The 24,302-nt window shown below is 66.7% G+C and carries 26 protein-coding genes; 11 read left to right on the top strand and 15 right to left on the bottom strand.

The window, feature by feature from the left end; genetic code table 11:
• Positions 1-127 precede the first annotated feature (127 nt).
• Positions 128-448, top strand: a complete 321-nt coding sequence (locus tag IWH25_RS08465) for a heavy metal-binding domain-containing protein (protein ID WP_203388866.1) — start codon at positions 128-130, stop codon at positions 446-448.
• Positions 449-461: 13 nt separating this feature from the next.
• Here IWH25_RS08465 and IWH25_RS08460 read toward each other — a convergent pair whose 3' ends face one another.
• Both IWH25_RS08460 and IWH25_RS08455 read right to left on the bottom strand, forming a co-directional pair.
• Positions 462-1,010 (bottom strand): methyltransferase family protein, encoded by a 549-nt coding sequence (locus IWH25_RS08460; RefSeq protein WP_203388865.1) that lies wholly within the window; start codon positions 1,008-1,010, stop codon positions 462-464.
• A gap of 42 nt (positions 1,011-1,052) precedes the next feature.
• The gene (locus tag IWH25_RS08455; RefSeq protein ID WP_203388864.1) at positions 1,053-1,322 is read right to left on the bottom strand and encodes a hypothetical protein; all 270 of its coding nucleotides are present in this window, start codon (positions 1,320-1,322) and stop codon (positions 1,053-1,055) included.
• Positions 1,323-1,551: 229 nt separating this feature from the next.
• Here IWH25_RS08455 and IWH25_RS08450 point away from each other — a divergent pair, with 229 nt between their 5' ends.
• The 4 genes from IWH25_RS08450 to cphA all read left to right on the top strand — a co-directional run bounded on the left by IWH25_RS08450 (position 1,552) and on the right by cphA (position 9,193).
• Entirely contained in the window at positions 1,552-3,855 is a 2,304-nt protein-coding gene (locus IWH25_RS08450) for a cyanophycin metabolism-associated ABC transporter (protein WP_203388863.1), read from the top strand.
• Entirely contained in the window at positions 3,852-4,322 is a 471-nt protein-coding gene (locus IWH25_RS08445) for a cyanophycin metabolism-associated DUF1854 family protein (RefSeq protein WP_203388862.1), read from the top strand. Before IWH25_RS08450 ends, IWH25_RS08445 begins: the two co-directional genes overlap by 4 nt.
• An 84-nt stretch (positions 4,323-4,406) precedes the next feature.
• Positions 4,407-6,587, top strand: coding sequence for a cyanophycin synthetase (locus IWH25_RS08440; protein ID WP_203388861.1), 2,181 nt, complete (start codon positions 4,407-4,409; stop codon positions 6,585-6,587).
• Between the two features lie 32 nt (positions 6,588-6,619).
• On the top strand, positions 6,620-9,193 hold the full coding sequence (gene cphA, locus IWH25_RS08435) for a cyanophycin synthetase (RefSeq protein WP_203388860.1): 2,574 nt from the start codon (positions 6,620-6,622) through the stop codon (positions 9,191-9,193).
• A gap of 95 nt (positions 9,194-9,288) precedes the next feature.
• Here the strand turns inward: cphA and IWH25_RS08430 are convergent, their stop codons facing one another.
• Together IWH25_RS08430 and IWH25_RS08425 are read right to left on the bottom strand one after the other, a co-directional pair.
• Positions 9,289-10,272, bottom strand: a complete 984-nt coding sequence (locus tag IWH25_RS08430; RefSeq protein WP_203388859.1) for an integron integrase — start codon at positions 10,270-10,272, stop codon at positions 9,289-9,291.
• A 467-nt stretch (positions 10,273-10,739) separates the two neighbouring features.
• Positions 10,740-11,851, bottom strand: a protein-coding gene (locus IWH25_RS08425; protein WP_203386070.1) for an IS3 family transposase whose coding sequence is annotated in 2 segments (ribosomal slippage) — positions 10,740-11,593 and positions 11,593-11,851 — 1,113 coding nt in all. Because the reading frame shifts where the segments join, the coding sequence is not laid out codon by codon here.
• Between the two features lie 364 nt (positions 11,852-12,215).
• Here IWH25_RS08425 and IWH25_RS08420 point away from each other — a divergent pair.
• The gene (locus IWH25_RS08420) at positions 12,216-12,524 is read left to right on the top strand and encodes a hypothetical protein (RefSeq protein ID WP_203388858.1); all 309 of its coding nucleotides are present in this window, start codon (positions 12,216-12,218) and stop codon (positions 12,522-12,524) included.
• Positions 12,525-12,804: 280 nt separating this feature from the next.
• Here the strand turns inward: IWH25_RS08420 and IWH25_RS08415 are convergent, their stop codons facing one another.
• Positions 12,805-13,890, bottom strand: coding sequence for an IS110 family RNA-guided transposase (locus IWH25_RS08415; protein WP_203388857.1), 1,086 nt, complete (start codon positions 13,888-13,890; stop codon positions 12,805-12,807).
• A gap of 177 nt (positions 13,891-14,067) precedes the next feature.
• Between IWH25_RS08415 and IWH25_RS08410 the strand changes: the two genes are divergently transcribed.
• From IWH25_RS08410 to IWH25_RS08390, 5 genes are all read left to right on the top strand, one after another.
• The gene (locus IWH25_RS08410) at positions 14,068-14,415 is read left to right on the top strand and encodes a hypothetical protein (protein ID WP_203388856.1); all 348 of its coding nucleotides are present in this window, start codon (positions 14,068-14,070) and stop codon (positions 14,413-14,415) included.
• Between the two features lie 84 nt (positions 14,416-14,499).
• Positions 14,500-15,162 carry a hypothetical protein gene (locus IWH25_RS08405; RefSeq protein ID WP_203388855.1) on the top strand — a complete coding sequence of 221 codons (663 nt, stop codon included), beginning with the start codon at positions 14,500-14,502 and terminating at the stop codon, positions 15,160-15,162.
• A gap of 75 nt (positions 15,163-15,237) precedes the next feature.
• Entirely contained in the window at positions 15,238-15,792 is a 555-nt protein-coding gene (locus IWH25_RS19305) for an energy transducer TonB (RefSeq protein ID WP_203388854.1), read from the top strand.
• Positions 15,793-16,265: 473 nt separating this feature from the next.
• The gene (locus IWH25_RS08395) at positions 16,266-16,571 is read left to right on the top strand and encodes an NIPSNAP family protein (protein WP_203388853.1); all 306 of its coding nucleotides are present in this window, start codon (positions 16,266-16,268) and stop codon (positions 16,569-16,571) included.
• Between the two features lie 40 nt (positions 16,572-16,611).
• The gene (locus tag IWH25_RS08390) at positions 16,612-17,013 is read left to right on the top strand and encodes a hypothetical protein (protein ID WP_203388852.1); all 402 of its coding nucleotides are present in this window, start codon (positions 16,612-16,614) and stop codon (positions 17,011-17,013) included.
• Between the two features lie 45 nt (positions 17,014-17,058).
• On the opposite strand, the gene IWH25_RS08385 is transcribed toward IWH25_RS08390, so the two are convergent.
• The 10 genes from IWH25_RS08385 to IWH25_RS08340 all read right to left on the bottom strand — a co-directional run bounded on the left by IWH25_RS08385 (position 17,059) and on the right by IWH25_RS08340 (position 24,293).
• The gene (locus IWH25_RS08385) at positions 17,059-17,382 is read right to left on the bottom strand and encodes a hypothetical protein (RefSeq protein ID WP_203388851.1); all 324 of its coding nucleotides are present in this window, start codon (positions 17,380-17,382) and stop codon (positions 17,059-17,061) included.
• 24 nt (positions 17,383-17,406) lie between these two features.
• Entirely contained in the window at positions 17,407-17,898 is a 492-nt protein-coding gene (ahbB, locus tag IWH25_RS08380; protein ID WP_203388850.1) for a siroheme decarboxylase subunit beta, read from the bottom strand.
• Entirely contained in the window at positions 17,895-18,383 is a 489-nt protein-coding gene (locus tag IWH25_RS08375; protein WP_203388849.1) for an Lrp/AsnC family transcriptional regulator, read from the bottom strand. Before IWH25_RS08375 ends, ahbB (IWH25_RS08380) begins: the two co-directional genes overlap by 4 nt.
• A complete protein-coding gene (gene ahbB, locus IWH25_RS08370) occupies positions 18,376-19,368 on the bottom strand; it encodes a siroheme decarboxylase subunit beta (protein ID WP_203389198.1) in 993 nt (330 codons plus the stop codon). The genes IWH25_RS08375 and ahbB (IWH25_RS08370) overlap by 8 nt, the downstream gene beginning before the upstream one ends.
• Before the next feature lie 5 nt (positions 19,369-19,373).
• Positions 19,374-20,549 (bottom strand): cytochrome D1 domain-containing protein, encoded by a 1,176-nt coding sequence (locus IWH25_RS08365; RefSeq protein WP_203388848.1) that lies wholly within the window; start codon positions 20,547-20,549, stop codon positions 19,374-19,376.
• Positions 20,550-20,621: 72 nt separating this feature from the next.
• Complete coding sequence (locus tag IWH25_RS08360) at positions 20,622-21,125, bottom strand: TlpA disulfide reductase family protein (RefSeq protein ID WP_238999046.1); 504 nt, start codon at positions 21,123-21,125, stop codon at positions 20,622-20,624.
• Positions 21,122-21,949, bottom strand: coding sequence for an ABC transporter permease (locus IWH25_RS08355; protein ID WP_203388847.1), 828 nt, complete (start codon positions 21,947-21,949; stop codon positions 21,122-21,124). Before IWH25_RS08355 ends, IWH25_RS08360 begins: the two co-directional genes overlap by 4 nt.
• 27 nt (positions 21,950-21,976) lie before the next feature.
• The gene (locus IWH25_RS08350; RefSeq protein ID WP_238999045.1) at positions 21,977-22,438 is read right to left on the bottom strand and encodes a protein NosL; all 462 of its coding nucleotides are present in this window, start codon (positions 22,436-22,438) and stop codon (positions 21,977-21,979) included.
• Positions 22,435-23,307, bottom strand: a complete 873-nt coding sequence (locus IWH25_RS08345; protein ID WP_203388846.1) for an ABC transporter ATP-binding protein — start codon at positions 23,305-23,307, stop codon at positions 22,435-22,437. Before IWH25_RS08345 ends, IWH25_RS08350 begins: the two co-directional genes overlap by 4 nt.
• A gap of 29 nt (positions 23,308-23,336) precedes the next feature.
• Positions 23,337-24,293 carry a NapH/MauN family ferredoxin-type protein gene (locus IWH25_RS08340; RefSeq protein ID WP_238999044.1) on the bottom strand — a complete coding sequence of 319 codons (957 nt, stop codon included), beginning with the start codon at positions 24,291-24,293 and terminating at the stop codon, positions 23,337-23,339.
• Positions 24,294-24,302 lie beyond the last annotated feature (9 nt).

Below are 24,302 nucleotides of genomic sequence, written 5' to 3'. Positions count from 1 at the left end.
AACGGGCAGGATAGATCGTGTTATAAGGTTGCCAGACAACTACAAAATCCGCAATAAAAACATCGACCCGGCCGCTTCCGGACATAATCGGCGGCACGACCAACGCGCATCGCGAAAGGAGCCTCCCATGCTGCTGACCACCACCCCGACCATCGAAGGCAAGCGCATCGTGCGCTACTGCGGCGTCGTCGCCGGCGAGGCGATCCTCGGCGCGAACATCTTCAAGGACCTGTTCGCCGGCATCCGCGACCTGGTCGGCGGTCGTTCCGGCACCTACGAGAAGGAACTGCAGCGCGCCCGCGACATCGCGCTGAAGGAGCTGGCCGAACGGGCGCAGGAGACCGGCGCCAACGCCGTCGTCGGTATCGACCTCGACTACGAGGTGATGGGCGAGCGGAACGGCATGCTGATGGTGTCGGCGAGCGGCACCGCGGTCGTCGCCGAGTAGCGCGACGGCAGGATCAGAACAGGAAGGGAACGAACATCCGCGTGCGCTGCCGGTAGGCGTCGTACGCCGCGCCGAAGTGGGCGCGGCACTCCTGCTCGTCGCGGCGCGCGGTGACGTAGAGGAGAACGCTGCCGGCAACGGCGATGCCGGCCGCCGGCCAGTTCGGCAGCTGGAAGAAGAAGCCCCAGGTCAGCGCCAGCAGCGAGGCGTACATCGGGTGGCGGATGTAGGCGAAGATGCCGCCGGTGACCAGCGTCCCGGTCTTCTCCCAGGCGTAGAGCGCGGCGTCGTCGCGGGCGGTGTCGGCGCCGCCGCGGCGGAGCAGCGTCGCCGCGCCGACGGCGACGAGGCCGACGCTGGCCGCGAGCAGCGTCCACGACACCAGCTGCAGCGGTGACAGCCGCGCCGAGCCCCACGGCGTGTGGTTCACCACCGCCAGCGCGAGGATGCACTCCCAGGCGAAGAAGCGGTAGAAGCCGTGGCTGCCCGGCCGGCGCAGCGGCTTGCGCGAAAACCACGCGAGCAGTGTGCTGCCGGCGAGGAAGACGAGGGCCGCCGCCATCTCAGCGGGATTCCGCCGGCCCGCGGGCGGGCGCGCCGGCGCTCATTGCCCCGGCGTCGGCGCCGCGAACTTGCCGGTGCCGGAGGCCTTCTCGTAGGCGTCCCAGGCCGCGTCGTAGCGCTTGCGGTGCCAGTAATTGGCGCCCGCCAGCACGCCGATCCCGATCACCGCCGGCCAGGTCCAGTCGTGGAAGATCGCGGCTTCCAGATACATCGCCGAGAGGACGGCGATCCCCCAGCGCAGGCGCTCGATCAGCTGCAGCTCGGCGTCGGCGATGCGCGTGCGCACCTTCAGTTCTTCGATTTCGGTCATTGCGGTTTCTCCCTGGCGAACGGCTCGCGGGGCGCTATTTTCCCACGCCGGCCGCGCTTTTCGTTCCGGCGGCGCCATTTCGCGGCGCCGGCGCGGCCCGACCGCCCCGCAAAGCCGCACCGCTGCAGGATGCAACGCTGCGGCGCCGGGGACTTCGGCGTATACTTTTGCGATGATTCCCCACAGAAACAAGGACGGCCGGCCCGCCCGGACATAAAAGAATCGTCTGATGACCGACACCCGCTCCACCCCGCCGGCTGCCGCGGCAACCCCCGCGAGCAGCCTGCCCGCGCGCTGGCAGGCGCTGCTCGCGCCGCGCCTCGCCGCCGGCGAGACGCTGCTCGCCTGGCTCGAAACCGACCTCGATGCGCGCCTGCACTTCGCCACCGGCCTGGTCGCCGTCAGCGACCGCCGCCTATTCGCCTGCGCCCCGGGCGCCAGCACCTGCGAGGAATGGTCGCTCGCCGCCGGCCTCGCGCTGCAGCACCACGACCACGCCGGCGTCGGCACGCTGGAGCTGCTCGATGGCAGCGGGCGGCTGGCCTGCTGGCGCTTCACGCTCGGCGAGAACCTCGCCGCGCTGCGCGTCGTCGCCGCCTTCGAGCAGCAGCTGCAGACCCTCGTCACCGGCCTTCCGCCGGAGGTCGAGGAGGAGGCCGTCTGCCCGCGCTGCAAGGCGCCGCTGCCGCCGGGCGAGGACGAATGCCCGATCTGCGTGCGCGAGCTGCAGACGCCGCCCTCGACCTGGGTGCTGTTCCGCCTGTGGCGCTTCGCCCACCCCTACCGCTGGCGGCTGCTCGCCGGCTTCCTGCTGACGCTGGCGTCGACCGCGGCGACGCTGGTCGCGCCGTACATGTCGATGCCGCTGATGGACAACGTGCTGATCCCGTACCAGAACGGGCAGCCGATCGACCGCGACCTGGTCGTCCTCTACCTCGGCGGCCTGCTCGGCTCGGCGCTGGTGGCCTGGGGGCTGGGCTGGGCGCGCACCTACATCCTGGCGCTGGTCTCCGAGCGCATGGGCGCCGACCTGCGCACGACCACCTACGAGCACCTGCTCGCGCTGTCGCAGGAATACTTCGGCGGCAAGCGCACCGGCGACCTGATGGCGCGCATCGGCTCGGAAACCGACCGCATCAACATCTTCATCTCGCTGCACCTGCTCGACTTCGCCACCGACGTGCTGATGATCACGATGACCGCGGTCATCCTGGTCTCGATCAACCCGTGGCTGGCGCTGGTGACGCTGCTGCCGCTGCCGCTGATCGCATGGATGATCCACGTCGTCCGCGACCGGCTGCGCACCGGCTTCGAGAAGGTCGACCGCATCTGGGCGGAAGTCACCAACGTGCTCGCCGACACCATCCCCGGCATCCGCGTGGTCAAGGCCTTCGCGCAGGAAAAGCGCGAGGTCGAGCGCTTCCGCGCGGCGAACCAGCACAACCTGCAGGTGAACGACCGGGTGAACCGCGTCTGGTCGCTGTTCACGCCGACGGTGACGCTGCTCACCGAGATCGGCCTCCTGGTCGTCTGGGCCTTCGGCATCTGGCAGGTGTCGCGCGACCAGATCACGGTCGGCGTGCTGACCGCCTTCCTCGCCTACATCAGCCGCTTCTACACGCGGCTCGACTCGATGAGCCGCATCGTCTCGGTGACGCAGAAGGCCGCCGCCGGCGCCAAGCGCATCTTCGACATCCTCGACCACGTCTCCTCGGTACCCGAGCCGCAGAACCCGGTGCACCTGCCGGCGGTCAAGGGGCGCATCGAACTTCGCCAGATCGGCTTCCGCCACGGCACGCGCGCGGTCACCCGCGACATGAGCCTGACCATCCAGCCGGGCGAGATGATCGGTCTGGTCGGCCACTCCGGCTCCGGCAAGTCGACGCTGGTGAACCTGATCTGCCGCTTCTACGACGTCGCCGAGGGCGCCATCCTGATCGACGGCATCGACATCCGCTCGGTGCCGGTCGCCGAGTACCGCCGCAACATCGGCCTGGTGCTGCAGGAGCCCTTCCTGTTCTTCGGCACGATCGCCGAGAACATCGCCTACGGCAAGCCCGACGCGACGCGCGAGGAGATCGTCGCCGCCGCCCGCGCCGCCAACGCGCACGAGTTCATCCTGCGCCTGCCGCACGGCTACGACTCGCTGGTCGGCGAGCGCGGCCAGGCGCTGTCCGGCGGCGAACGCCAGCGCATCTCGATCGCCCGCGCGCTGCTGATCGACCCGCGCATCCTGATCCTCGACGAGGCCACCTCGTCGGTCGACACGACCACCGAGAAGGAAATCCAGAAGGCGCTCGACAACCTGGTGCACGGCCGCACCACGATCGCCATCGCGCACCGCCTGTCCACGCTGCGCCAGGCCAACCGGCTGGTGGTGCTCGACCGCGGCAAGATCGTCGAGGTCGGCAGCCACGACCAGCTGATGGCGCTCGAAGGCCACTATTACCGGCTGTACATGGCGCAGGCGAGGAACGTCGACGCCGAAGAGCAGCTGCCGCGCTTCGATGCGCCGGCGAAGGAACACGCATGAGCTCCGCCAACTTCCGACTGATCCGCAACCCCTTCGGCCGGCTGGTGTTCACCGGCGCCGACGGCACCACGCACGAGGCCGTCGTGCCGGTGCGCGCCTTCCCGATCGGCGCCCCCGACGACGGCATCGCGCTGGTCAGCGTCGAGGGCCACGAGCTGCTCTGGATCGACCGCCTCGAGCAGCTGCCCGGCGACGTCGCCGCGCTGATCCGCGGGGAGCTGGAAAGCCGCGAGTTCGTCCCCGAGATCCGGCGCATCCGCGGCGTCTCCAGCTTCGCCTGCCCGAGCACCTGGGACATCGAGACCGACCGCGGCGACGCGAAGCTGGTGCTGAAGGGCGAGGAGGACATCCGCCGGCTGGGCCGCGAACGGCTGCTGATCGCCGACACGCACGGCATCCAGTACCTGGTGCGCGACCTGACCGCGCTCGACCGCGGCAGCCGCAAGATCCTCGACCGCTTCCTGTAGCCGGCGAACGTAAACTTTGGCGCCGCTACCGCGTTATTCGACACATTTATTCGCTGCCACAACCCGACAAGGCTTCCCGCCCCCATGAGCAAAAAAGACATCATCTTCCGCAAGATCGTGCCGCTGCGCGGCCCCAACGTGTGGACCTACCGCCCGGTGCTGGAGGCGTGGGTGGACATCGGCGAGCTCGAGGACTTCCCGTCGAACAAGATTCCCGGCTACTACGAGCGGCTGAAGGCGATGCTGCCGTCCCTGATCGAGCACCGCTGCTCGTACGAGGAGCGCGGCGGCTTCCTCAAGCGGGTCGAGGAAGGCACCTGGCCGGCGCACATCCTCGAGCACGTCACGCTCGAGCTGCAGAACCTGGCAGGGCTCCCCGGCGGCTTCGGCCGCGCGCGCGAGACCTCGGAGCGCGGCGTCTACAAGGTCGCCATCCGCGCCTGGCAGGAGGACGTCACGCGCACCGCGCTGCATGAGGCGCGCGAGCTGATCATGGCGGCGATGGAGGACCGCCCGTTCGACGTCGCCGCCAGCGTCGACAAGCTGACCGACATGGTCGATTCGCTGTGCCTCGGCCCCTCCACCGCCAGCATCGTCGATGCCGCCGACGACCGCGACATCCCGGCGATCCGCCTGCTGGAGGACGGCAACCTGGTGCAGATCGGCTACGGCGCCGCGATGCGCCGCATCTGGACCGCCGAGACCGACCGCACCAGCGCCATCGCCGAGGGCATCTCGCGCGACAAGGACCTGACCAAGTCGCTGCTGCAGTCCTGCGGCGTGCCGGTGCCGGAAGGGCGCGAGGTCGACAGCCCGGAGGACGCCTGGGACGCGGCGCAGGACATCGGCCTGCCGGTCGTCGTCAAGCCGGTCGACGGCAACCACGGCCGCGGCGTGTTCATCGACCTGAAGACGCGCGAGGAGATCGAGAAGGCCTATTCGGTCGCCGTCGACGAAGGTTCCGGCGTGCTCGTCGAGCGCTCGATCCCGGGCACCGAGCACCGCCTGCTGGTGATCGGCGGCAAGCTGGTCGCCGCCAACCGCGGCGACATGGTCAAGGTCAGCGGCGACGGCAAGTCGACGGTGCGCGAGCTGATCGAGCTGCAGATCAACAGCGACCCGCGCCGCGGGCCGACCGAGAACCACCCGCTGTCGGTGATCCGCATCGACTCCGCGGCGCGCATCGAACTCGAGCGCCAGGGCCTGACCGGCGACGCGGTGCCGGCCGCCGGCCGCGAGGTGCTGATCCAGCGCAACGCCAACCACGAATTCGACGTCACCGACGAAGTGCACCCGGACACCGCGCATCTCGTCTCGCTGGCCGCGCGCATCGTCGGGCTGGACATCGCCGGCATCGACCTCGTCGCCGAGGACATCTCGAAGCCGCTCGCCGACCAGGGCGGCGCCATCGTCGAGGTGAACGCCGGCCCGAGCCTGTTGATGCACCTGAAGCCCGGCGTCGGCAAGCCGCGTCCGGTGGGCAAGGCGATCGTCGAGCACCTCTTCCCGAAGGGCACGACCGGCCGCATCCCGGTGGTCGGCATCACCGGCTCGCGCGGCAAGACCTCGGTCGCGCGCATCCTGCGCCACCTCTTGCAGATCACCGGCAAGCAGGTCGGCGCGGCGACCAGCGAGGGCCTCTTCCTCGGCCGCCGCCACGTCGAGAAGAAGGACTGCGCGCACTGGCAGGCCGCGCGCCGCGTGCTGATGGCACGCGCCGTCGAGGCCGCGGTGTTCGAGAACGGCCCGGCGACGATCCTCGGCGAGGGGCTGGCCTACGACCGCTGCCAGGTCGGCATCGTCACCAACCTGATCGACGTCGAGGGGCTCGCCGCCGACTACGACGTGCGCGACCTCGACCAGCTGTGGAAGGCGCTGCGCACGCAGGTCGACGTCGTCCTCGACGGCGGCGCCGCGGTGCTCAACGCCGCCGACGAACGCGTCGTCGAGATGGCCGAGCTGTCCGACGGCGAAGTGATCTACTACGCGCTCGACCCCGACACCCCGGCGCTCGCCGCGCACCGCAAGCAGGAAGGCCGCAGCGTCTACGTGCGCGACGGCTACCTGACGCTGGCGATCGGCGAGGACGAGGAGCCGCTGATCGAGACCGTCGCCTTCATCGGCACGCCGGCCGGCTGCGCCGCGCACGAGGTCGAAAACCTGCTCGCCGCAGTCGCCGCGGCCTGGGCGCTCGACCTGTCGCCCGAACTGCTGCGCACCGGCATCAGCACCTACGAGATCGACGAGGCCGAGGCCGCCGCCTGAGCCCGAACGGAAAACCAAGGACGAGACCCCAAATGGAAGTTTCCCGCACCCGGGCCCTGCGCGGCCCGAACCTGTGGAGCCGGCATACGGCGATCGAATGCATCGTCGCCTGCACCGAAACCGAACGCGACATCGCCGGGCTGCCCGGCTTCGAAACCCGGCTGCGCGCGCGCTTCCCGGCGATCGACCTGCAGCCGCCGTCCGGCGGCCGGCCGATCTCGCTGGCGCACGTGCAGGAAGCGGCGGCGCTCGGGCTGCAGGTCAGCGTCGGCTGCACCGTCAGCTTCAGCCTGACCAAGGAGACGGTCGAGGCCGGCACCTACCAGGTGGTCGTCGAATACAGCGAGGAGCCGGTCGGCCGGCTGGCCTTCGAGCTGGCCGAGGCGCTGATCCGCGCCGCGCTCGACGACACGCCCTTCGACCTCGACGACGCCCTCTTCCGCCTGAAGGACCTCGACGGCGACATCCGCCTCGGCCCCTCGACCGGCGCCATCGTGCAGGCCGCGGTCGCCCGCGGCATCCCCTACCGCCGGCTGACCGAGGGCAGCCTGGTGCAGTTCGGCTGGGGCAGCAAGCAGCGCCGCATCCAGGCCGCCGAGACCGACCTCTCCAGCGCCATCGCCGAATCGATCGCTCAGGACAAGGAGCTGACCAAGAAGCTCTTGCACGCCGCCGGCGTGCCGGTACCGCTCGGCCGCCCGGTCGAGGACGCCGAGGACGCCTGGGCCGCTGCGCAGGAGATCGGCGGCCCGGTGGTGGTCAAGCCGCAGGACGGCAACCAGGGCAAGGGCATCACCGTGAACGTCAGCACGCGCGAGGACGTGATGAAGGCCTACGAGTCGGCGCGCGAGCACCGCCGCCACATCCTCGTCGAGCGCTACCTGCCGGGGCACGACTTCCGCTTCCTGGTGGTCGGCAAGCAGCTGGTCGCCGCCGCCCGCCGCGACCCGGCGCAGGTGATCGGCGACGGCCAGCACAACATCAAGGAACTGGTCGACATCGTCAACGCCGACCCGCGCCGCGGCGTCGGCCACGAATCGTCGCTGACCAAGATCCGCTTCGACGACATCGCCATCGCCCACCTGGCGAAGAAGGGCTACACGCCGGAAACGGTGCCGGCCAAGGGCGAGCGCGTGATGCTCAGGAACAACGCCAACCTGTCGACCGGCGGCACCGCCACCGACGTCACCGACGAGGTGCACCCCGAGCTCGCCGCCTGCGCGGTGGCCGCGGCGCAGACCGTCGGGCTGGACATCGCCGGCATCGACGTCGTCTGCCAGACCGTGCAGGAACCGCTGGAAGCGCAGGGCGGCGGCATCGTCGAGGTGAACGCCGCACCCGGCCTGCGCATGCACCTGACGCCGTCGTTCGGCAAAGGCCGGCCGATCGGCGAGGCGATCGTCAACATGATGTACGACGACCCGGCCGAGGACGGCCGCATCCCGGTCGTCGCAGTGACCGGCACCAACGGCAAGACGACGACGACCCGCCTGATCGCGCACCTGCTGACGGTGAGCGGGCTGCGCGTCGGCTTCACCGGCACCGACGGCGTCTACGTCGAGCGCCGCCGCATCGACACCGGCGACTGCTCCGGCCCGAAGAGCGCGAGGAATGTGCTGCTGCACCCCGACGTCGACGCGGCGGTGCTCGAATGCGCGCGCGGCGGCATGCTGCGCGAGGGCCTGGGCTTCGACAAGTGCGACGTCGCCGTGGTCACCAACGTCGGCGTCGGCGACCACCTCGGGCTCAACTTCATCACCACCGTCGACGACCTCGCCGTGGTCAAGCGCGTGATCGTCGACAACGTCGCCGAAACCGGCTACGCGGTGTTGAACGCCGCCGACCCGATGGTCGCCAAGATGGCCAGCCACTGCCCCGGCGCGGTGATCTTCTTCGCACCGGACCGCAACCACCCGGTGATGTCGCGCCACCGCGCGCAAGGCAAGCGCATCGTCTACGTCGACAACGGCGCCATCGTCGCCGCGCAGGGCAACATCGAACACCGCGTGCCGCTGGAAGCGATCCCGCTCACCCGCAACGGCACGATCGGCTTCCAGGTCGAGAACGCGATGGCCGCCACGGCCGCCGCCTGGGCGCTGGACATGGACTGGGAAAGCATCCGCGCCGGCCTCGGCTCCTTCGTCGCCGACGCCTCGACCGCACCCGGCCGCTTCAACGTCTTCGGCTACAAGGGCGCGACGCTGATCGCCGACTACGGCCACAACCCGGACGCGATCCAGGCGCTGGTCAAGGCGATCGAGACGATGCCGGCGAAGCGCCGCTCGGTGGTGATCTCCGCCGCCGGCGACCGCCGCGACGAGGACATCCGCCAGCAGACGCAGACGCTCGGCGACGCCTTCGACGAAGTGATCCTCTACGAGGACGCCTGCATGCGCGGCCGCGACGAGGGCGAGACGATCGCCCTGCTCCGCGCCGGGCTCGCCGGCGCCCGACGCACCGGCTCGGTGGACGAGATCAAGGGCGAGTTCGTCGCCATCGACACCGCGCTCGAACGCCTCGGCTCCGGCGACCTCTGCCTGATCCTGGTGGACCAGGTGGAAGAAGCGCTGGCGCATATCGGCAAGCGGGTGGCGGAAGCCAGCTGACCCCCTCCAGCCAGAAACGGCAAGGCCGGCGACAAGCCGGCCTTTTTCATGCGCCCTTGCATCCTGGCGAAGCGGCTCGCCGCGGGACTCGCCCGCTAACCGGCTGCCGCCAGGCGGTCGATCGGGCTCACCACCCCACGCCCGCCTCGGTTGAGCACGTGGGTATAGATCATCGTCGTCTTCACCTCGGAATGGCCGAGCAGTTCCTGCACGGTGCGGATGTCGTAGCCCGACTGCAGCAGGTGCGTCGCGAACGAATGGCGCAGCGTATGCGTCGTCGCCGGCTTGGCGATGCCGGCATCGACGAGCGCCCGCTTGATCGCGCGCTGCAAGGCCTGCTCGTGCGTGTGATGGCGGCGCTCGACGCGCGAACGGGGATCGACCGACAGTTCGCGCGCCGGAAAAACCCAGAACCACCCCCACTCGCGCGAGGCCCCGGGATACTTGCGCGCCAACGCCTCCGGCATCCACACGCCTTCCCGCCCCGCCTCGCGGTCCCCTTCCCACAGACGCCGCACACGCGCCAGATGCGACTGCAGCGGCGACACCAGCGAGGACGGCAGCACCGTCACCCGATCCTTGCCGCCCTTGCCATCGCGCACGAAAATCTCGCCGCGCTCGAAATCGACATCCTTGACGCGCAGGCGCACGCACTCCATCAGGCGCATCCCCGTTCCGTACAGGAGCTGCCCCATCAACGCGTGCGTTCCCGAGAGCGCCCCGAGCAAGCGCTCCACCTCGCCATGCGCAAGCACCACCGGCAGGCGTTTCGGCTTCTTCGGGCGCTCCAGTTCCGCGAGCCACGGCAACTCGATGCCGAGCACCTCGCCATAGAGGAAGAGCAAGGCCGAAAGGGCCTGCTGGTGCGTTCCCGCGGCCACCTGCAGCTCGCTCGCCAGATGCTCCAGGAAAGCCCGCACTTCCGGCGCCCCCATCTCGCGCGGATGCCGCAAGCCATGAAAGCGGACGAAACGCCTTACCCACTCGACATAGGCACGCTCCGTCCGTAAGCTGTAGTGCTTATAGCGGATGACGTCCCGCACGCGCTGAATCAGGGACACAGGCTGCTGTGGATTCATGACGCAATCCTCCGTGGCATGAATACTGATGATTTATACAGTATATGCAGCCGATGCTTATGGCAAGGTCGTTGCCACGCAATGCCGGAATCCCGCACCGCCGCCGGCGGCTGAGTAGACGGCAGATTTGCCGCCTTTCCTCCGACCACGCCGGGTTTGCGCGCCGCCTATCCCGCTTTCGGGCACAACAGAATGGAGTTTTCGAAATTGAAACAGAGACTTGAAGCAATACCCCACGCCAGAATAGGCGGCGAGGCGGCAGGGTATACGTCAAATATGCCGTCTACTAATAGTTAGCCTGCAAACCCCAGCCATGCTCACGGCAACACAGAATTCACCATACGTTCGTGGCAGTTTCCACGTCCGCATGGGGGCTTGCGTTCCACGGCACGCGGGCCATTCACGCACCGTGGGTCGGTCTGTTTTACCCGCCTACGCTGGTGACCTGCCTGAATTCTTCGGGCCACTCATTCCTGGAAAATGGCTCCCGGTTTGGTGGTTGAAAGACACTGCTTCTTGAATGCCGCCGGAGTCTGGTTGCCCAGGCTCGAATGCGGACGGATTTCATTGTAATGCTGACGCCATTGATCGATTACGACCTTGGCTTCCGTTCGGTTCCTGAACCACTCCATCGACAGGCATTCATCCCGGAACTTGCCGTTGAAGCTTTCTGCCATACCGTTCTGCCACGGCTTGCCGGGGTCGATCAGTGCCATGTCGAGATTCTCGTTGGCCGCCCAGCGCAGCAGCGCCCGGGAAACGAATTCGGGGCCGTTGTCCGAGCGCAGAATCTTGGGCGCACCGTGCGTGCTGATGAGTTGTGACAGCACCTCGATCACTCTCCCGGAACGAATCGAACCGGCGACATCGATCGCCAGGCTCTCTCGCGTGTATTCATCGACGACTGTCAGACACTTCAGCTGCTGACCGTTGGCGCAGGCGTCGAATACGAAGTCGTAAGCCCATACCTGCCCGGCTGCAAGCGGCGCTTGCGGCCGGGGGCGAGACAGCGCAATCCGCTTTCTTGGCCGCTTCCGCGGCACCTGCAACCCTGCCTTGCGCCACAGGCGCCAAGCCCGGTCAGTACTCATCCGCTGCCCCTGGCGTTCGAGAAAGACCTGAATGCGCCGGTAGCCGTATCGTGGGTACTGTGCCGATAGGATGCGCATGGCCGCCAGTGCCGGTGCGTCCTTCTTCTGCATGCGTGATTCGTAACGGAGCGCCGATCTCGCCGTACGGGTCAGCGCACACGCTTTCCGCTCCGACAGGCCACGCCCCTTGGCGTACTCTGCCTGCCGGCGCCGGGCGGGTGCGCTCACCATTTTTTTGCGTTGATCTCCTTCATGATCTCGACTTCGAGATCACGTTCGGCCAGCAGCTTCTTCAGCCGGGCATTTTCCTGCTCAAGCTGCCGCAGCCGTTTCACTTCATCGGCATTCATCGAACCGAAGCGCTGCCGCCAGCTGTAGATCGTTTGTTCGCTGATGCCGTGTTTCTTCGCTACTTCGGCAACCGAACTCTTGTCCGCTTCACGCAGGATCGCGACGGTCTGCGCTTCCGTAAATCGGCTCTTTCTCATGACTCCCTTTCTTCAAGGAAGCCATCTTCTCAAGTTTCAGCTGGTCCGAAAATCGCCGGGCAGGTCATACCCAGTACTCGCTTTTCACAACCCGGTCACATCTGAATCAATTCTCAACTGATGTCCCAGCAGCACTAGAGAAGGTATTCGCAAGTGAAGCTCGCGCACGTGGCATCTGTGCACATGGCTACGATCTCGTGCCTAATAGCATTGGATACGCAGAGAGTGGAGGGGGAATACATGCACGCTTCAATTGCCGCCCACAATAGCCCAATGGCTAACATCCCAGTCAAACCGCGCCCTGCGGGCGCTTGGACGTGCCGCAAGCGGCACGCCATTTACTTTGCACGTTAGGTTTTGAAGCATGAGCCATCACACTCGAATGCAAATCGACGCCACCCGAGCTCTTATCAAGTTCATAACCGAGCATCGTGGTGATGTAGATGCTGACTTGAGCAAGTGCCTCGATGCCCTAGAAAAAGGAGCAATCGAGCGTGCAGTCGAATACGCAAAAATGGTGAAGCCCCATGGCATGGGAGGCCTGACTGACTGGTTTCCTCCTGTGGTTTATCAAAACGAATCTAAGGAATATGTGGCTACTGTTTTGCATGCATTGGTAAATCATTGGTGCCACATGATTAGTCTCTCGTTTCCCAAGGAAACCAAAACCTAACATGGCGTATATGGACTCCCCCGGAACACAAGGAAACTGATCGATAGGCGTGGCCACGGGGAAGCGCATGCAGTCGTATATCCGGCATCGATAGTGGGCTCTCGTTGGCCCGTGCCGACATGGAATCTGCCCACGGTGCGCCAATCGTTCCAAGCGGCACGCAAGCTGCCGGAAGAGTTATCGGCGTCAATCCGTGTGGGTGCGAACCCGATAGCCATGATGGGCGATCAGTCTCAAAGCAAACGCAGGTGGGGGTGAAGCAGGAACACGGTTTCTCCTTTCAGGCAGCAATCGCAAATGCTGTGCGGGTCAGTTTCTTCTCCTGGCGCGGCTGAGGATTTCCGTAGGCCGTATGGTCCCTGAGGACCGCATAACAAACCCTGGCCAACTTGTTGGCCAGGGCACACGCAGCCTTGTTGTGGTGCGTACGCGCCTGAACTTCAGTGGCCCAAGTTCGCAGTCCATCCAGTTGTCGTCCGGCTCGTCGTGCCAGTTCGGCAGCCCGCAGCAATGCTCGGGCGCCGTGCGTGAGCAACATGCGCAGGTAGCGATCGCCCCGCTTTGAGATGCGGCCCAACTTGCGGCTGTTTCCCGATGAATACTCCTTCGGCGTCAGGCCGAACCAGCTGGCGAAGTGCCGGGCATCCTTGAAATGGCTGACACTGCCGCCCGTAGCAGCAACCATCGCTGTGGCGGTCAATAGGCCGATGCCGGGAATAGTGAGCAACTCGGTGCAGGCCGGACTTTGCCGAGCCAGCGAAGCCAGCTCCTTTTCCAGTTGGGCGATACGCAGTTCCAGCAGACGGATTTCTTCGATCAGCAGCTTCATCGATTCGCGGATCAACAGCGGAACAGCCGACTTCGGATCGGCCAATCCCCGGCTCATCGCTTCGATGCCGGTACGCGCGCCAGTCGGCACGACCAGGCCAAACTCGCGGCAGAAGCCGCGCAGGGTATTGATGCGGGAAGTGCGGGTGGTCATCCAGCGCGAGCGAATGCGATGCAGCCCCTGCAAGGCCTGCTGCTCGACGCTCTTGACCTGCACTGGAACAATGTCCGCGCAGCGTGCCGCTTCGAGCAGTGCGCAGGCGTCGGCGGCATCGGTCTTGTTGCGCTTCACGTAGGCGCGAATATAGGCGGCAGGAAGCAGCTTCACCTCGATGCCCAAAGCATTGAGCCAACGCCCCCAGTGGTGCGCCGAGCCGCAGGCTTCCATGATCACTAAGCCGATAGAGCGGTTCTGGAACCAATGTTCGAACTGCGTCCGGGTCAGTCGGTGCTGCTCGACAACCTTCCATTTGTCATCGGCCACGGCGATTTGGAATACACTCTTGGCCAGGTCAACTGCAACGGTAGTAGCATGCATTTCGGACTCCTCTCGTCGAAGACCGATACCCCGTCCCCACGTGAGCACCGGTTGCGTCCATTGGGCGCTGAAAAGACGGGGGAGTCCATCCCATCAGTCAACCGGACAACCGAAAGCGGGGCGCCTCTCCGAACGGACCGCCTCGCGCGGTTGCCGGTTACCTTCACGTTAGACATCATGACCGAGCACGTACCCTTCATCACGGCTGAAACTGGCGACGACTTGATTGTCTCCTTCGGTTTGGGGCCGCATGCCGCAACGAGCCTCACCTTACTCAGAACACCAAAGTTCGAGCATTTACTTCCACCCACCGAACGCGGGGTTTCAGTCAACGACAAATCCTCAAGCGCTGACACTCCATGCTTTCTTGTCGCAGTCCGATGGCAAGGCAATTCGGTGCACATTCAGTCAACGGCAAAAACCTACGCGCTTGATGTTTCGTCCGTAGCCCCTGACGAAATCAATGAGGCATTGGCCGTTCTGAAACAAATGAACTTCGATAACCGCTTCAAAATCGATGTCTAACATTCCAGTCAAACCGCGCCTTTCAGGCGCTTGGACGTGCCGCAAGCGGCACGCCATTTACTTTGCACGTTGGAGATCATGACAATGACGCGCCTAGCGCAGTTTTGGCAAGGTCGTTTCCCGCTGAGTAAGACATTTTGGCTGGGCTGGGCCGTCCCGGTGGTTGGGGGAAATGTCCTGCTCTCAGTCGGCGCTTGGTGGGTCATCAATCACATCGGGCTAATCGCCTTCTACATTGCTGTCGCGCTCGTAGCCATCTATACGCTGGCTGCTGTTATTCCGGTATGGAGAAGCGCCGCAACATACACTGGCCATAGGCTGTTCAAGTATGGGGCTAGAGGAGTTGCGGCGGTTACTACGCTCTTGCCCATAGTCGGGATCGTTACTATTGCGGCCACGTTAATCGCCATCAAATCAGGCAACGATCCAACGCACGATCCGGAACGCATCGCGGAGAAGACAGCTATACCATCCGCATCACATCCTCTAGCGGGATTCTGGAAGACCGACCCAAGTGATAACTTTGGTCTCGCAATCGCCCCGGCAGAAGGCAGCCTTTACTCGGTGTCATTTTGCGGCCCTGGTGGCTGCTTCAAGCCGGGTTCGTATCGCCCCAACACGCCCATAGTTGGCGATGAAAGCTACCAAGTCATCTCGTCGGAAACTCTTCGCGTCCGGGGAAACGATGGCTGGACCACTTACACTCGCTCGCCCGGTCGCGGCGGCGAGGACTGTCCCAAGCCATGATCTCCAACCCTACGCTCAACCGGACCTGCGCGAAAAGCCGCGCAGGCCGGTTAGCTACACGTTGGGCATCGCAATATGGCGCAGACTGATTCGGACGTGAATGAAATTGTTCAAGCCGCCGTGAGCCGCAGGACTGGCATCCGAGCGTTGCAACTTCTCCGAGTGATGGTGGATGAATGGCAACGAGAGGAGCGACAAAAGGCGAAGGCGGCGAAATGGGTGTCGGTCGGGCTACTGCTCGCCGTTGTTACACTGATTGCGTGGGGAGCATTCCACATCCGAACCAGTACATCCACGTATCGGCCGGTAGCCGAGGTTCCGATCGTTCGGTCATACATTGAGTCGGCAGCAAGGCAGATCGAACAAGCGGTTAGCACTCGCACGTTCCCTGTGCATCAGAGCGGCACTGTGTCACTTCGCGTTGTTGTAAAGGCAAACGGACAAGTAGGGGAAGTTGGTGTCCTCAAATCTTCTGGCAATTCGTCGCTTGATATAGCGGCTCTTGGTCTAGTTCGCGCGGCTAGCCCGCTTCCGCCATTGCCGCCCGAACTGCGAGAGTCAATTGACGTTCTGGAGTTAACAACCTCTCTGTCGGTCAGCGAAGCCGGCGTCGTAGCCGTCTCTCGATGAGCACGCGCTGCAATGCACCTGACCTGCGCGAAAAGCCGCGCAGGCCTGTGATGTTGAACGTTAGAGCGCATCAACCCATGCACATTGGCGCCGCCGTCTGCTTCTTGTTGGCTTTCTTCTTCTACTCGTTTGCGTGGTCGAACGTAGCGTACGGCGTAGCGATATTCGGCGTCTTTTTCGAGATCGCTGCTTGGGTTATCTGGGTGGCTACAGACAAGAGAAAAGAGAGCCAATAACCGCACCGCCCTCCCAGCTGCGTGATTGCAATGGCCGTGCCGTTGGCGTCGGCGCAGGGGTTGAATCCCCCCGTCCCAAGCCGACACGCCAAAGCCTTAAACTGAAGCCGCTACAGGCGACAATCAAGCGGTACGCCGAATCGATAGATAAGCTCGGCCCGGACGGGCGACGTTGCGCGCCGCCGCGCTTCCGTTCCCGCCGCGCCGCCAGCGAACACGAACCCGTCGGGAGGACTCATGATCACCTGCTATCTGCGCTACATCGTCGATCCGTACAAGCTCGCGGAGTTCGAGCACTACGGCAGGACCTGGATTCCGCTCGTCGAGAAGTTCGGCGGCACGCACCACGGCTACTTCCTGCCCGCCGAGGGCGCCAACAACGTCGCGCTGGCGATGTTTACGTTCCCGAGCCTGGCGGCCTACGAGGAGTACCGGACCCGGTCGCTCGCCGACCCGGAATGTCAGGCCGCGTTCAGGTACGCCGAGGAGACGCGCTGCATCGTCAGCTACGAGCGCAGCTTCTTCCGCCCCGTGTTCGAATGAAGGCGGCCGCTGGCAACCCCACGCCGCATTCCCCGACGCCATGAGCGCCGGCGAGCGGCGGAAACCCGGCCCCGCGCGCGCCGTCTCGACGCCGATGGCGCGCGCCATCCGGATCGCCGCCTGCACCGCGCTGCTCGCCGGCACGCCGGCCCGGTCGGAGACGCCCGAGCCGGGCTGTGACCTGCCGGGCGAGGTCGTGCAGTGGATCGCCGACTATTGCCTGCTCGCGCTGCAGACCGACGACGAGATCGCCGCCGCCGACTGCATCGGCGAGCACCTGGCCCGCCGCTTCCCGTCGGCCTGCGCCGCGAAGGCGCACTACAAGCGGGCGATGTGCGGCCAGCTGGCCGCCGGCGGGGCGCCGGGAGAATCCATCGAGGACTGCGTCGCCGATCCGGCGTTCATGGGCCGCGCCGTACGCGGCGGCGGCCTCGGCGGCTAGCGACCGGGGAGGCGCCGAGGCCACGCTTGCTGCGCGGCACCGGCGTCACGAGGCGAGCACGCGGCCGGTCGACCAGACGGCGCCGGCGACCGCGGCGGCGAGCAGCGCACCGAAATAGACCAGGCGCAGGAGGCGGTAGGCGCCCGGCGCCGGCTCGCGGTCGGCGAGCGCGAACAGGTGCAGCGCGCCCCAGGCGACGAGGCCGCCGGCGACCAGCGGGATGCCGGCGAGCTGCAGTTCGATGCCGCTCATCGCGAGGAGGCGCCCGTCGCGCACCGGGATCGCGGTGAACGCGCCGAAGGCCCAGAACAGGCCGAGGCCGCCGGCGGCGCAGAGCAGCGCGACGCTGCGGGTGATCCATCTTTCCATGGTTGTTCCTGGGTTGGGGGTATCTCAGCCGGCGATGCGCAGGCCGGTCTTCTTGAGGATCTGCGTCGAGAAGAGGACGTCGCTGGCGCGGCAGTCGGCGCCGAGCAGCTCGCGGATCTGCGCCACCTTGGTGAGCACTTCCTCGCGCGAGCTGCCATGCACCATCGCGAACAGGTTGTAGGGCCAGAGCGGCAGCGCGCGCGGCCGGTGGTAGGCATGGGTGACGAAGTCGAGCGCGCCGATGCGCGCGCCGAGTTCCTCGACACGCTCGTCGGGGACGTCCCAGACGCTCATGCCGTTGGCGGTGTAGCCGATCGCGTAGTGGTTGGGCACGGCGCCGATGCGGCGGATGGTGCCGCGTTCGAGCATCGCGTTCAGCCGCGCCATGACCTCCCCGGCGCTGACGCCGAGCTGTTCGGCGAGCGCGTGGTAGGGGCGCGGCACCAGCGGCAGGCCGGCCTGGGTGGCGACGATCAGGCGGCGGTCGAGTTGTTCGCTTGCGTCGTCGGCGCTCATGCGGCGCTCCTCACGGCGAGCTTCATCTCGACGAAGAATTCCTTGAGCTTGGGGAAGGCATAGACCGGGAGGCCGGTCGCCGCCTCGATCTCGTCGATGGCGGCGGCGATCCCTTCCTTCGTTTCGGTGGCGAGCACGAACCACATGTTCAGCGGCGTATTGAGGTCGCTCTCGCGGCGGTAATTGTGGGCGACTTCCGGCAGCGCGTTGACCGCGTCGTTCACCCGCGCCCAGTCGGCCTCGGGCACGGCCAGCGCGGCGAGCACGAAGGCGCCGCCCATGCGCTCGATCTGGAACATCGGCCCGAAGCGAGTGAGCACTTTCCGTTCGAGCATGGATTGCAGGCGGGCCAGCAGTTCGTCCTCGGCGATGCCGAGGGCCTCGGCGGCGGCCGCGTAGGGGCGCTCGCAGATCGGGAAGCCGCCCTGCAGCGCGTCGATGATGCGGCGGTCGACGGCGTCGATGGCGGGCGCGGCCTCACGCATAGCGCGCCCCGGTCTGCTTGAAGCGGGTCAGCGAGAACAGGGTTTCGTGGGCGTACCGTTCCAGCCCGAGCTCCTCGCGCAGCGCGGCGATGCGCGCCTCGACCTCGTCGCGCGCCTGGCCGTGGATCATGCAGAACAGGTTGTACGGCCAGTCCGGCAGCACGCGCGGGCGGCGGTAGCAGAGGGTGACGCCGTCGGCCTGCGCCAGCGCGTTGCCGACGCGCTCGACCTCGCCGTCGGGGATGTCGTGCACCAGCATCGCGTTGGCCTTGAAGCCGAGCTCGTGGTGGCGGACGACGACGCCGAAGCGCTTGATGATGCCCTCCGCGCACCAGCGGCGGATGCGTTCGAGCACCTCGATCTCCTCGCAGCCGACGCGCGCGGCGAGCACCTGGAAGGGGCGGATGAAGAAGGGCAGCCCTTCCTGCAGCGCCATCACCAGCCGGCGCTCGAGCTCTTCCAGCGGGCGCGGCGCGGCGAAGGACTGGGCGACCACCGCCGGCCGCTTCTTGTCGCCGCCGTTCAGGCAGAAGCCGAGGTCGATGTGGAATTCCTGCTCCAGCGGCAGGCGCAGCACCGGGTAGCCGGCGCTCTGCTCGATCGCGCCGAGCGCCGCCTGCAGCCGGCCTTCGGAGCCGGCGGTGACGACGAACCAGAGGTTGAAGCGGTGCTCGCGCTCGTAGTTGTGGTTCACCTCGGGGAAGCGGTTGACCGCCTCGGCCACCGCCTCCAGCTTCTCCGGCGGCACCGCCATCGCGGCGAGCGTCGAGGCGCCGATGCGCTTGGGCGCGAACACCGGGCCGACGCGCGCGATCTTGCCGACGCGGCGCAGTTCCTCGAGGTGGCGGATGACTACCGTTTCGGCGACGCCGAGGCGCGCGGCGAGCTCGGCGAAGGGCGCCGGGCACAGCGGGAAGTCGCGCTGGAAATCGTTGAGCAGCCGGAAGTCCAGCGCCTGCGGGTTGGCGTCGAGCGTGTGGTCCATGGCGCTCACAGGCCGATGCGCGCGGCGCGGCTGGTGAAGAAGATGCCGGACGGCGCCTGCGCCGGCAGCTCGGTCAGCTTCTCGAAGCTGGCCGTGTCGTAGACGACGACCTTGTTGTCGTCGCGCGCGGAGAGCCAGACGTGCTCGCCGCGCGGCGTGAATTCCATGTGCAGCACGGCCTTGCCCGGCGCGAGCGTCTTCACCACGCGGCCGCTGAGCGTGTCGATGACCTGCACCTCGGAGTAGTCGGGGAACGAGAAGTTGACCCACACCTGGCGGCCGTCGGGGCGCGCCATGACGAACACCGGCTGGCCCTTGACCGGGATGCGGCCGACTTCCTGCCAGCTCGTCGCGTCGACGACCAGCACCTCGTGGCGGCCGATCGCCGGCAGGTAGGCCTTGCCCTGCGCGACCGCCCAGCCGCGCAGGTGCGGCATCTTGTAGACCGGCAGCTTCTCCTCGCCGCGGCCGTAGCCGGAGAGGATCTTCCGCGAGCCCTGCTCCGGCTGCCACAGGTCGAGCAGCGCAATGCCGTCCTCGCCGTAGAGGCCGGCCAGGAAGTGGCGGCCGCCCGGGGTCACCAGGCCGTCGTAGGGCTGGCTGCCGGCGGGGAAGCGCTGCGTCTTCGGCGCGCGCGGGTTGGCGAAGTCGGTGACCCAGATCTCTCCGCCCTCGAACAGCGCGTAGGCGAACTTGCCGCCCTGCGCGTCGGCCAGCCCGACGACCTTGGAGAACTTGCCCGGCGCGTACTCGGCCGGCACCTCGGACAGCAGCTCCAGCGTCTCCGCGTCGAAGGCCTTGATGCCGCCCGGCGTGTAGTTCTGCGCGACGACGATGCGCCCGTCCTGCGAGATCGAGCCGCCGATGGCGTTGCCGGCCTGGATCACGCGCTTGACGATGCGCGCCTCGAGCAGGTCGACCTTGGTCAACCCGCCGTCGCGGCCGAAGATGTAGGCGTAGCGGCCGTCGCGCGAATAGACGGCGGAGGCGTGCGAGAGGTCGCCGAGGCCTTCGATGCGCGCGTAGGCGCTCTTCGTCGTGGTGTTGACCAGCGTCAGGTGGCCGCTGGCGCGCTCGATGACCAGGCCGAGGTCGCCGGTACCCTTGAGCGGCTGGCCGGCACAGGCGGCGAGGAGGACGGCGGCGAGGGTCGCGGCGAGGAAGGCGAAGGTGCGGCGCATGGCAATCCCGTGAACAGGTTTCAGTGTAGCGCGAAGGATGCGCTGTCTCGCGGGAAGAAGGTTTGGTTTACGTCAAAGAATCTGCTTGATCGCCGCTTCCATCTCGGCTTTCGACATCGCCCCCAGCTTCTTGACCGTCATTTTCCCGTGGCGGTCGATGACGACGGTGAACGGCAGGCCGGCCTTGTCGTTGCCGAGCGCCTTCATCAGCTCGACGCCCTTGCCGACGCCGGCGAGCAGCACGCGGTAGTCGACCTCGTAGGCCTTGGCGAAGTCGCGCACCGCCTCGCGGCTGTCGGCGTCCTCGACGGCCAGCCCGACGATGACCAGGCCCTTGCCCTTGTACCTGGCGTGCATCTCGACGAGGTCGGGGATTTCCTTGCGGCACGGGCCGCACCAGCGCGCCCAGAAGTTGATCACCAGCGGCTTGCCGCGCAGCGTCTCGAGCGCGACCGGCTTGTTGTCGGCGTCGACGGCGGCGGCGGCGAACAGCGGCGCCGCCGAGGGCAGCTCGGCCAGCGCCGGCAGCGGCAGCAGCAGTGCGAGGGAAAGGAGCAGACGGCGCGATAGCATCATGGCAGGTCGCTCTTCTTGAAGGTGAAGAAGCCGATCGCGGCGGCGAGCGTGCCGAGCGCGACCGGGTAGGCGAGCGCGTAGGCCTTGAAGCCGGCGACGCCGAAGAGGTCGAGGATGACGTAGGCCGACGGGCCGAGCACGATCAGCTGCGGGTCGAACAGCGCCAGCGCGGCGGTGCGGAAGACCTGCAGCGGGTTGGCCAGCGCCAGCGTGACCGCGAGTTCCGGCGAGACGCGGCCCTGGATCATCACGCCGAGCAGGATCAGGTCGAGGAACAGCAGCATCGCCAGCCAGACCATGAAGGCCGAGCCCTGCGCGACGTCGGTCGAGCGCGCCAGCGTGGACACCAGCATGCCGATGCCGAGGAAGCACCAGCCCATCGCCGCGAGCAGCCCGGTGTAGTAGACGAACATGCCCCACGGCACCTCGATCCCCTGCACCAGCGCCCACAGCACGGCGCCCGCCATGGCGACGAAGACCGGCAGGAAGATGGTCACGTAGCGGCCGACGATCTTGCCCCAGAACCACGCAGCGAGGCCGACCGGCAAGGAGAGCAGGTATTCGAAGACGCCCGCCTCGCGGTCGCCGGCGACCGAGCGGACGGTGGTGATCAGCACGAAGATCGGCAGGATCGCCATCGTCAGCTGGATATAGGTGACCAGCAGCCGGGACAGGCCGATGAAGCCGAGCACGCGCGATTCGGTCAGGCCGAAGGCGAAGAGCAGCGCGACGATGCCGCCGAAGACGACGCTGTAGATCAGGAACCAGCGCGCCCTGAGCGATTCGACGATGTCCAGTTTGGCGGTGAGCCAGAGGTGTTTCATGCGGTTGATCCTGTCTCTGTTCCGCGGCTACTTGCCCTTGGCCAGCACCGCCTTGCGCGCCTCGGCGAACGGCACGGCGGCGGCCGCGCCGGCGGCGACGGCAACGAAGCCGTAACCCATCGGCGAATGCTTGCCGCCGAGATAGGCAGCCTGGCGCGCGTCGAGCCACTTGCTGCCGGCCGGTTCGGCGCGCGCGTCGACGGCCCAGAATTCGATCTCGGCATCGCTGAAGGTCTGGTGCTCTTTCCAGACGACGGCGCAGCCGAAGTCGTCGAACTTGTGCACCTTCTTCATCGGGTCGCGAATCTGGACGGCGTAGGGACGCTCGCTGATCACCATGCTGCAGCGCTCGCAGGTGTCGCGGTCCCACTTGATCTCGGCGGGGCCGGTCAGCGGCTCGCTGCTGCAGCCGGCGAGAAGGGTGCCCAGATACGGGCCGGCGGCGAGCGCCGGCAGCGCGGCGACGAATTTCCGTCGGGCTATGCTCATTGCAGCACCAGGTCGTCGGGAATCTCGGCCATCTCGATGCGCGCGACGAGGCCGACGTAGCGCGAGATCATGCCGAGGAAGCGCAGGCGGTCCGGCCCGGGCACCTGGCCGTGCCAGTCGATGCCGTCGCGGCGGTCGGCGAAGGACCAGCCGGCGAGCGCCTTGGCGATCGCGGCGTCGGCGCGGGTCAGCGACAGGTGCACGTTGTACATCGAGGCCAGCCCGGTGTCGTCGGCGACGCGGTCGTCGAGGACGACCCTGCCCATGTCCATCTCGATCACGCGATTGACCAGCGGCGCCACCTCGTCGAGGCGGTGGCTGGAGATCAGCATCGTCGTGTCCTCGAGCCGCTCGGCGAGGAGCTGGAAGAAGATGTGGCGCGCCTCCGGGTCGAGGTTGGCGGCCGGCTCGTCCATCACCAGCACCTTCGCGTCGCGGCCCAGTGCAACGGCGATCAGGAGCTTCTGCTTCATGCCGCCGGACAGGCGGTTGAACGGGCGGGCGAGGATGTCCTGCATGTCGAGGCCGAGGCGCGCGGCGATCTCGTGCATGCGCCGGGGGTCGGTGCCGCACAGCGAAGCGGCGAAGTCGACCAGCTGGCCGACCGGCATCTTCAAGGGCGGCGGCAGCTGCGGCACGAAGCCGATCTTGCCGAGCACCGCGGTGCGCTCGCGGCGCGGGCTGCCGCCGGCGATCGTGACCTCGCCGCCGTGCGTGTATTCGCCGAGCAGGCAGCGGATCAGCGTGGTCTTGCCGGCGCCGTTGGAACCGATCAGCGCGATGCGCTCGCCCAGTTCGATGCCGAGGTCAATGCCGTCGAGCACGCGGTGGCGCTTGAAGAGCTTGGTGACGCCTTGGAAACGGATCATGGCTTGTTCGTTCAGTAAGGCCGCGACGCTCAGAGCATGCGGCTGAGGCCCTTGACGTCGAACTGCAGCGCGCCCGAGGGGCAGACGTCCACGCACAGGCCGCAGCGCGTGCAGTCCGGGCCGACCGGCACTTCGGTGTGCTCGGCGCGGCCCTTGACCACCATGTCGAGCACGTGCGGGACGAGGCAGACCTTCTTGCAGTCGCCCTCGTGGAAGCAGTGCTCGAGGCGGTACATGACGCGCACCGGCGAAAGGGTGCCCACCATACCATAGGTCAGTCCGATCGGGCAGACGTAGCGGCACCAGGCGCGGCGCGAGTAGAAGACCTCGAACATCAGCAGCAGCAGGACCCAGCCGAGCGCCAGCGACGGGCCGTAGATCAGCGCCCGCGACAGGATGCCGGTCGGCGACAGCGTCTCGAAGAGGGTGTAGCCGGTGACCAGTGCCAGCGCCGAGAAGAGCAGCCAGAACAGCGTGCGCGCGCCGCGGTGGAACTGGTGGTCGCTGACCAGCTTCTTGTCGACCAGCTTCAGGTGCAGCCACTCGAACCATTCGGCGACCAGGTGGTAGGGGCAGACCCAGGAGCAGAACGAGCGGCCGCCGAGCAGCACCCACAGGAAGAACACCGTCGCCGTGCCGATGAACAGGTTCACGATGATGTGCTTGTGCGCGAGCATCACCTGCAGCGCGGAATTGAGGTCGATCAGGTGGAAGCCGGCGAAGCGCGAGGCGGTCAGCGCGCCTTCGAGCAGCTGGATGTCGAGCCAGAAGGAGAAGGTGAACAAGAGGTTGCAGAAGAGCAGCACCGCCCAGCGGCGGTTGCGCCACTTGTGCGAGACGACGCCGTGCTGGCGCGCGTGCTCCTTCATCGCCAGGAAGTCTTCCTTGTTCACGCGCTTCATGGCGTGCCACTCGCGCGCTTCCGGGCTGATCACGGCCGGCTTCTGCGGCTCGGCGCCGAGCATCACCCGGATGCGTTCGCTCATCGAGGCCAT

The organism is Azospira restricta (assembly GCF_016858125.1).
Lineage (GTDB): Bacteria > Pseudomonadota > Gammaproteobacteria > Burkholderiales > Rhodocyclaceae > Proximibacter > Proximibacter restrictus.
The sequence above is the reverse complement of the archived record's forward strand: the minus strand, read 5'-3'. Positions and strand labels throughout refer to the sequence as shown.

Coding starts and splice junctions, on each gene's coding strand:
- IWH25_RS08465 (WP_203388866.1), top strand. CDS start 128: ATGCTGCTGACCACCACCCCGACCATCGAAGGCAAGCGCATCGTGCGC.
- IWH25_RS08460 (WP_203388865.1), bottom strand. CDS start 1,010: ATGGCGGCGGCCCTCGTCTTCCTCGCCGGCAGCACACTGCTCGCGTGG.
- IWH25_RS08455 (WP_203388864.1), bottom strand. CDS start 1,322: ATGACCGAAATCGAAGAACTGAAGGTGCGCACGCGCATCGCCGACGCC.
- IWH25_RS08450 (WP_203388863.1), top strand. CDS start 1,552: ATGACCGACACCCGCTCCACCCCGCCGGCTGCCGCGGCAACCCCCGCG.
- IWH25_RS08445 (WP_203388862.1), top strand. CDS start 3,852: ATGAGCTCCGCCAACTTCCGACTGATCCGCAACCCCTTCGGCCGGCTG.
- IWH25_RS08440 (WP_203388861.1), top strand. CDS start 4,407: ATGAGCAAAAAAGACATCATCTTCCGCAAGATCGTGCCGCTGCGCGGC.
- cphA (WP_203388860.1), top strand. CDS start 6,620: ATGGAAGTTTCCCGCACCCGGGCCCTGCGCGGCCCGAACCTGTGGAGC.
- IWH25_RS08430 (WP_203388859.1), bottom strand. CDS start 10,272: ATGAATCCACAGCAGCCTGTGTCCCTGATTCAGCGCGTGCGGGACGTC.
- IWH25_RS08420 (WP_203388858.1), top strand. CDS start 12,216: ATGAGCCATCACACTCGAATGCAAATCGACGCCACCCGAGCTCTTATC.
- IWH25_RS08415 (WP_203388857.1), bottom strand. CDS start 13,890: ATGCATGCTACTACCGTTGCAGTTGACCTGGCCAAGAGTGTATTCCAA.
- IWH25_RS08410 (WP_203388856.1), top strand. CDS start 14,068: ATGACCGAGCACGTACCCTTCATCACGGCTGAAACTGGCGACGACTTG.
- IWH25_RS08405 (WP_203388855.1), top strand. CDS start 14,500: ATGACGCGCCTAGCGCAGTTTTGGCAAGGTCGTTTCCCGCTGAGTAAG.
- IWH25_RS19305 (WP_203388854.1), top strand. CDS start 15,238: ATGGCGCAGACTGATTCGGACGTGAATGAAATTGTTCAAGCCGCCGTG.
- IWH25_RS08395 (WP_203388853.1), top strand. CDS start 16,266: ATGATCACCTGCTATCTGCGCTACATCGTCGATCCGTACAAGCTCGCG.
- IWH25_RS08390 (WP_203388852.1), top strand. CDS start 16,612: ATGAGCGCCGGCGAGCGGCGGAAACCCGGCCCCGCGCGCGCCGTCTCG.
- IWH25_RS08385 (WP_203388851.1), bottom strand. CDS start 17,382: ATGGAAAGATGGATCACCCGCAGCGTCGCGCTGCTCTGCGCCGCCGGC.
- ahbB (WP_203388850.1), bottom strand. CDS start 17,898: ATGAGCGCCGACGACGCAAGCGAACAACTCGACCGCCGCCTGATCGTC.
- IWH25_RS08375 (WP_203388849.1), bottom strand. CDS start 18,383: ATGCGTGAGGCCGCGCCCGCCATCGACGCCGTCGACCGCCGCATCATC.
- ahbB (WP_203389198.1), bottom strand. CDS start 19,368: ATGGACCACACGCTCGACGCCAACCCGCAGGCGCTGGACTTCCGGCTG.
- IWH25_RS08365 (WP_203388848.1), bottom strand. CDS start 20,549: ATGCGCCGCACCTTCGCCTTCCTCGCCGCGACCCTCGCCGCCGTCCTC.
- IWH25_RS08360 (WP_238999046.1), bottom strand. CDS start 21,125: ATGATGCTATCGCGCCGTCTGCTCCTTTCCCTCGCACTGCTGCTGCCG.
- IWH25_RS08355 (WP_203388847.1), bottom strand. CDS start 21,949: ATGAAACACCTCTGGCTCACCGCCAAACTGGACATCGTCGAATCGCTC.
- IWH25_RS08350 (WP_238999045.1), bottom strand. CDS start 22,438: ATGAGCATAGCCCGACGGAAATTCGTCGCCGCGCTGCCGGCGCTCGCC.
- IWH25_RS08345 (WP_203388846.1), bottom strand. CDS start 23,307: ATGATCCGTTTCCAAGGCGTCACCAAGCTCTTCAAGCGCCACCGCGTG.
- IWH25_RS08340 (WP_238999044.1), bottom strand. CDS start 24,293: ATGAGCGAACGCATCCGGGTGATGCTCGGCGCCGAGCCGCAGAAGCCG.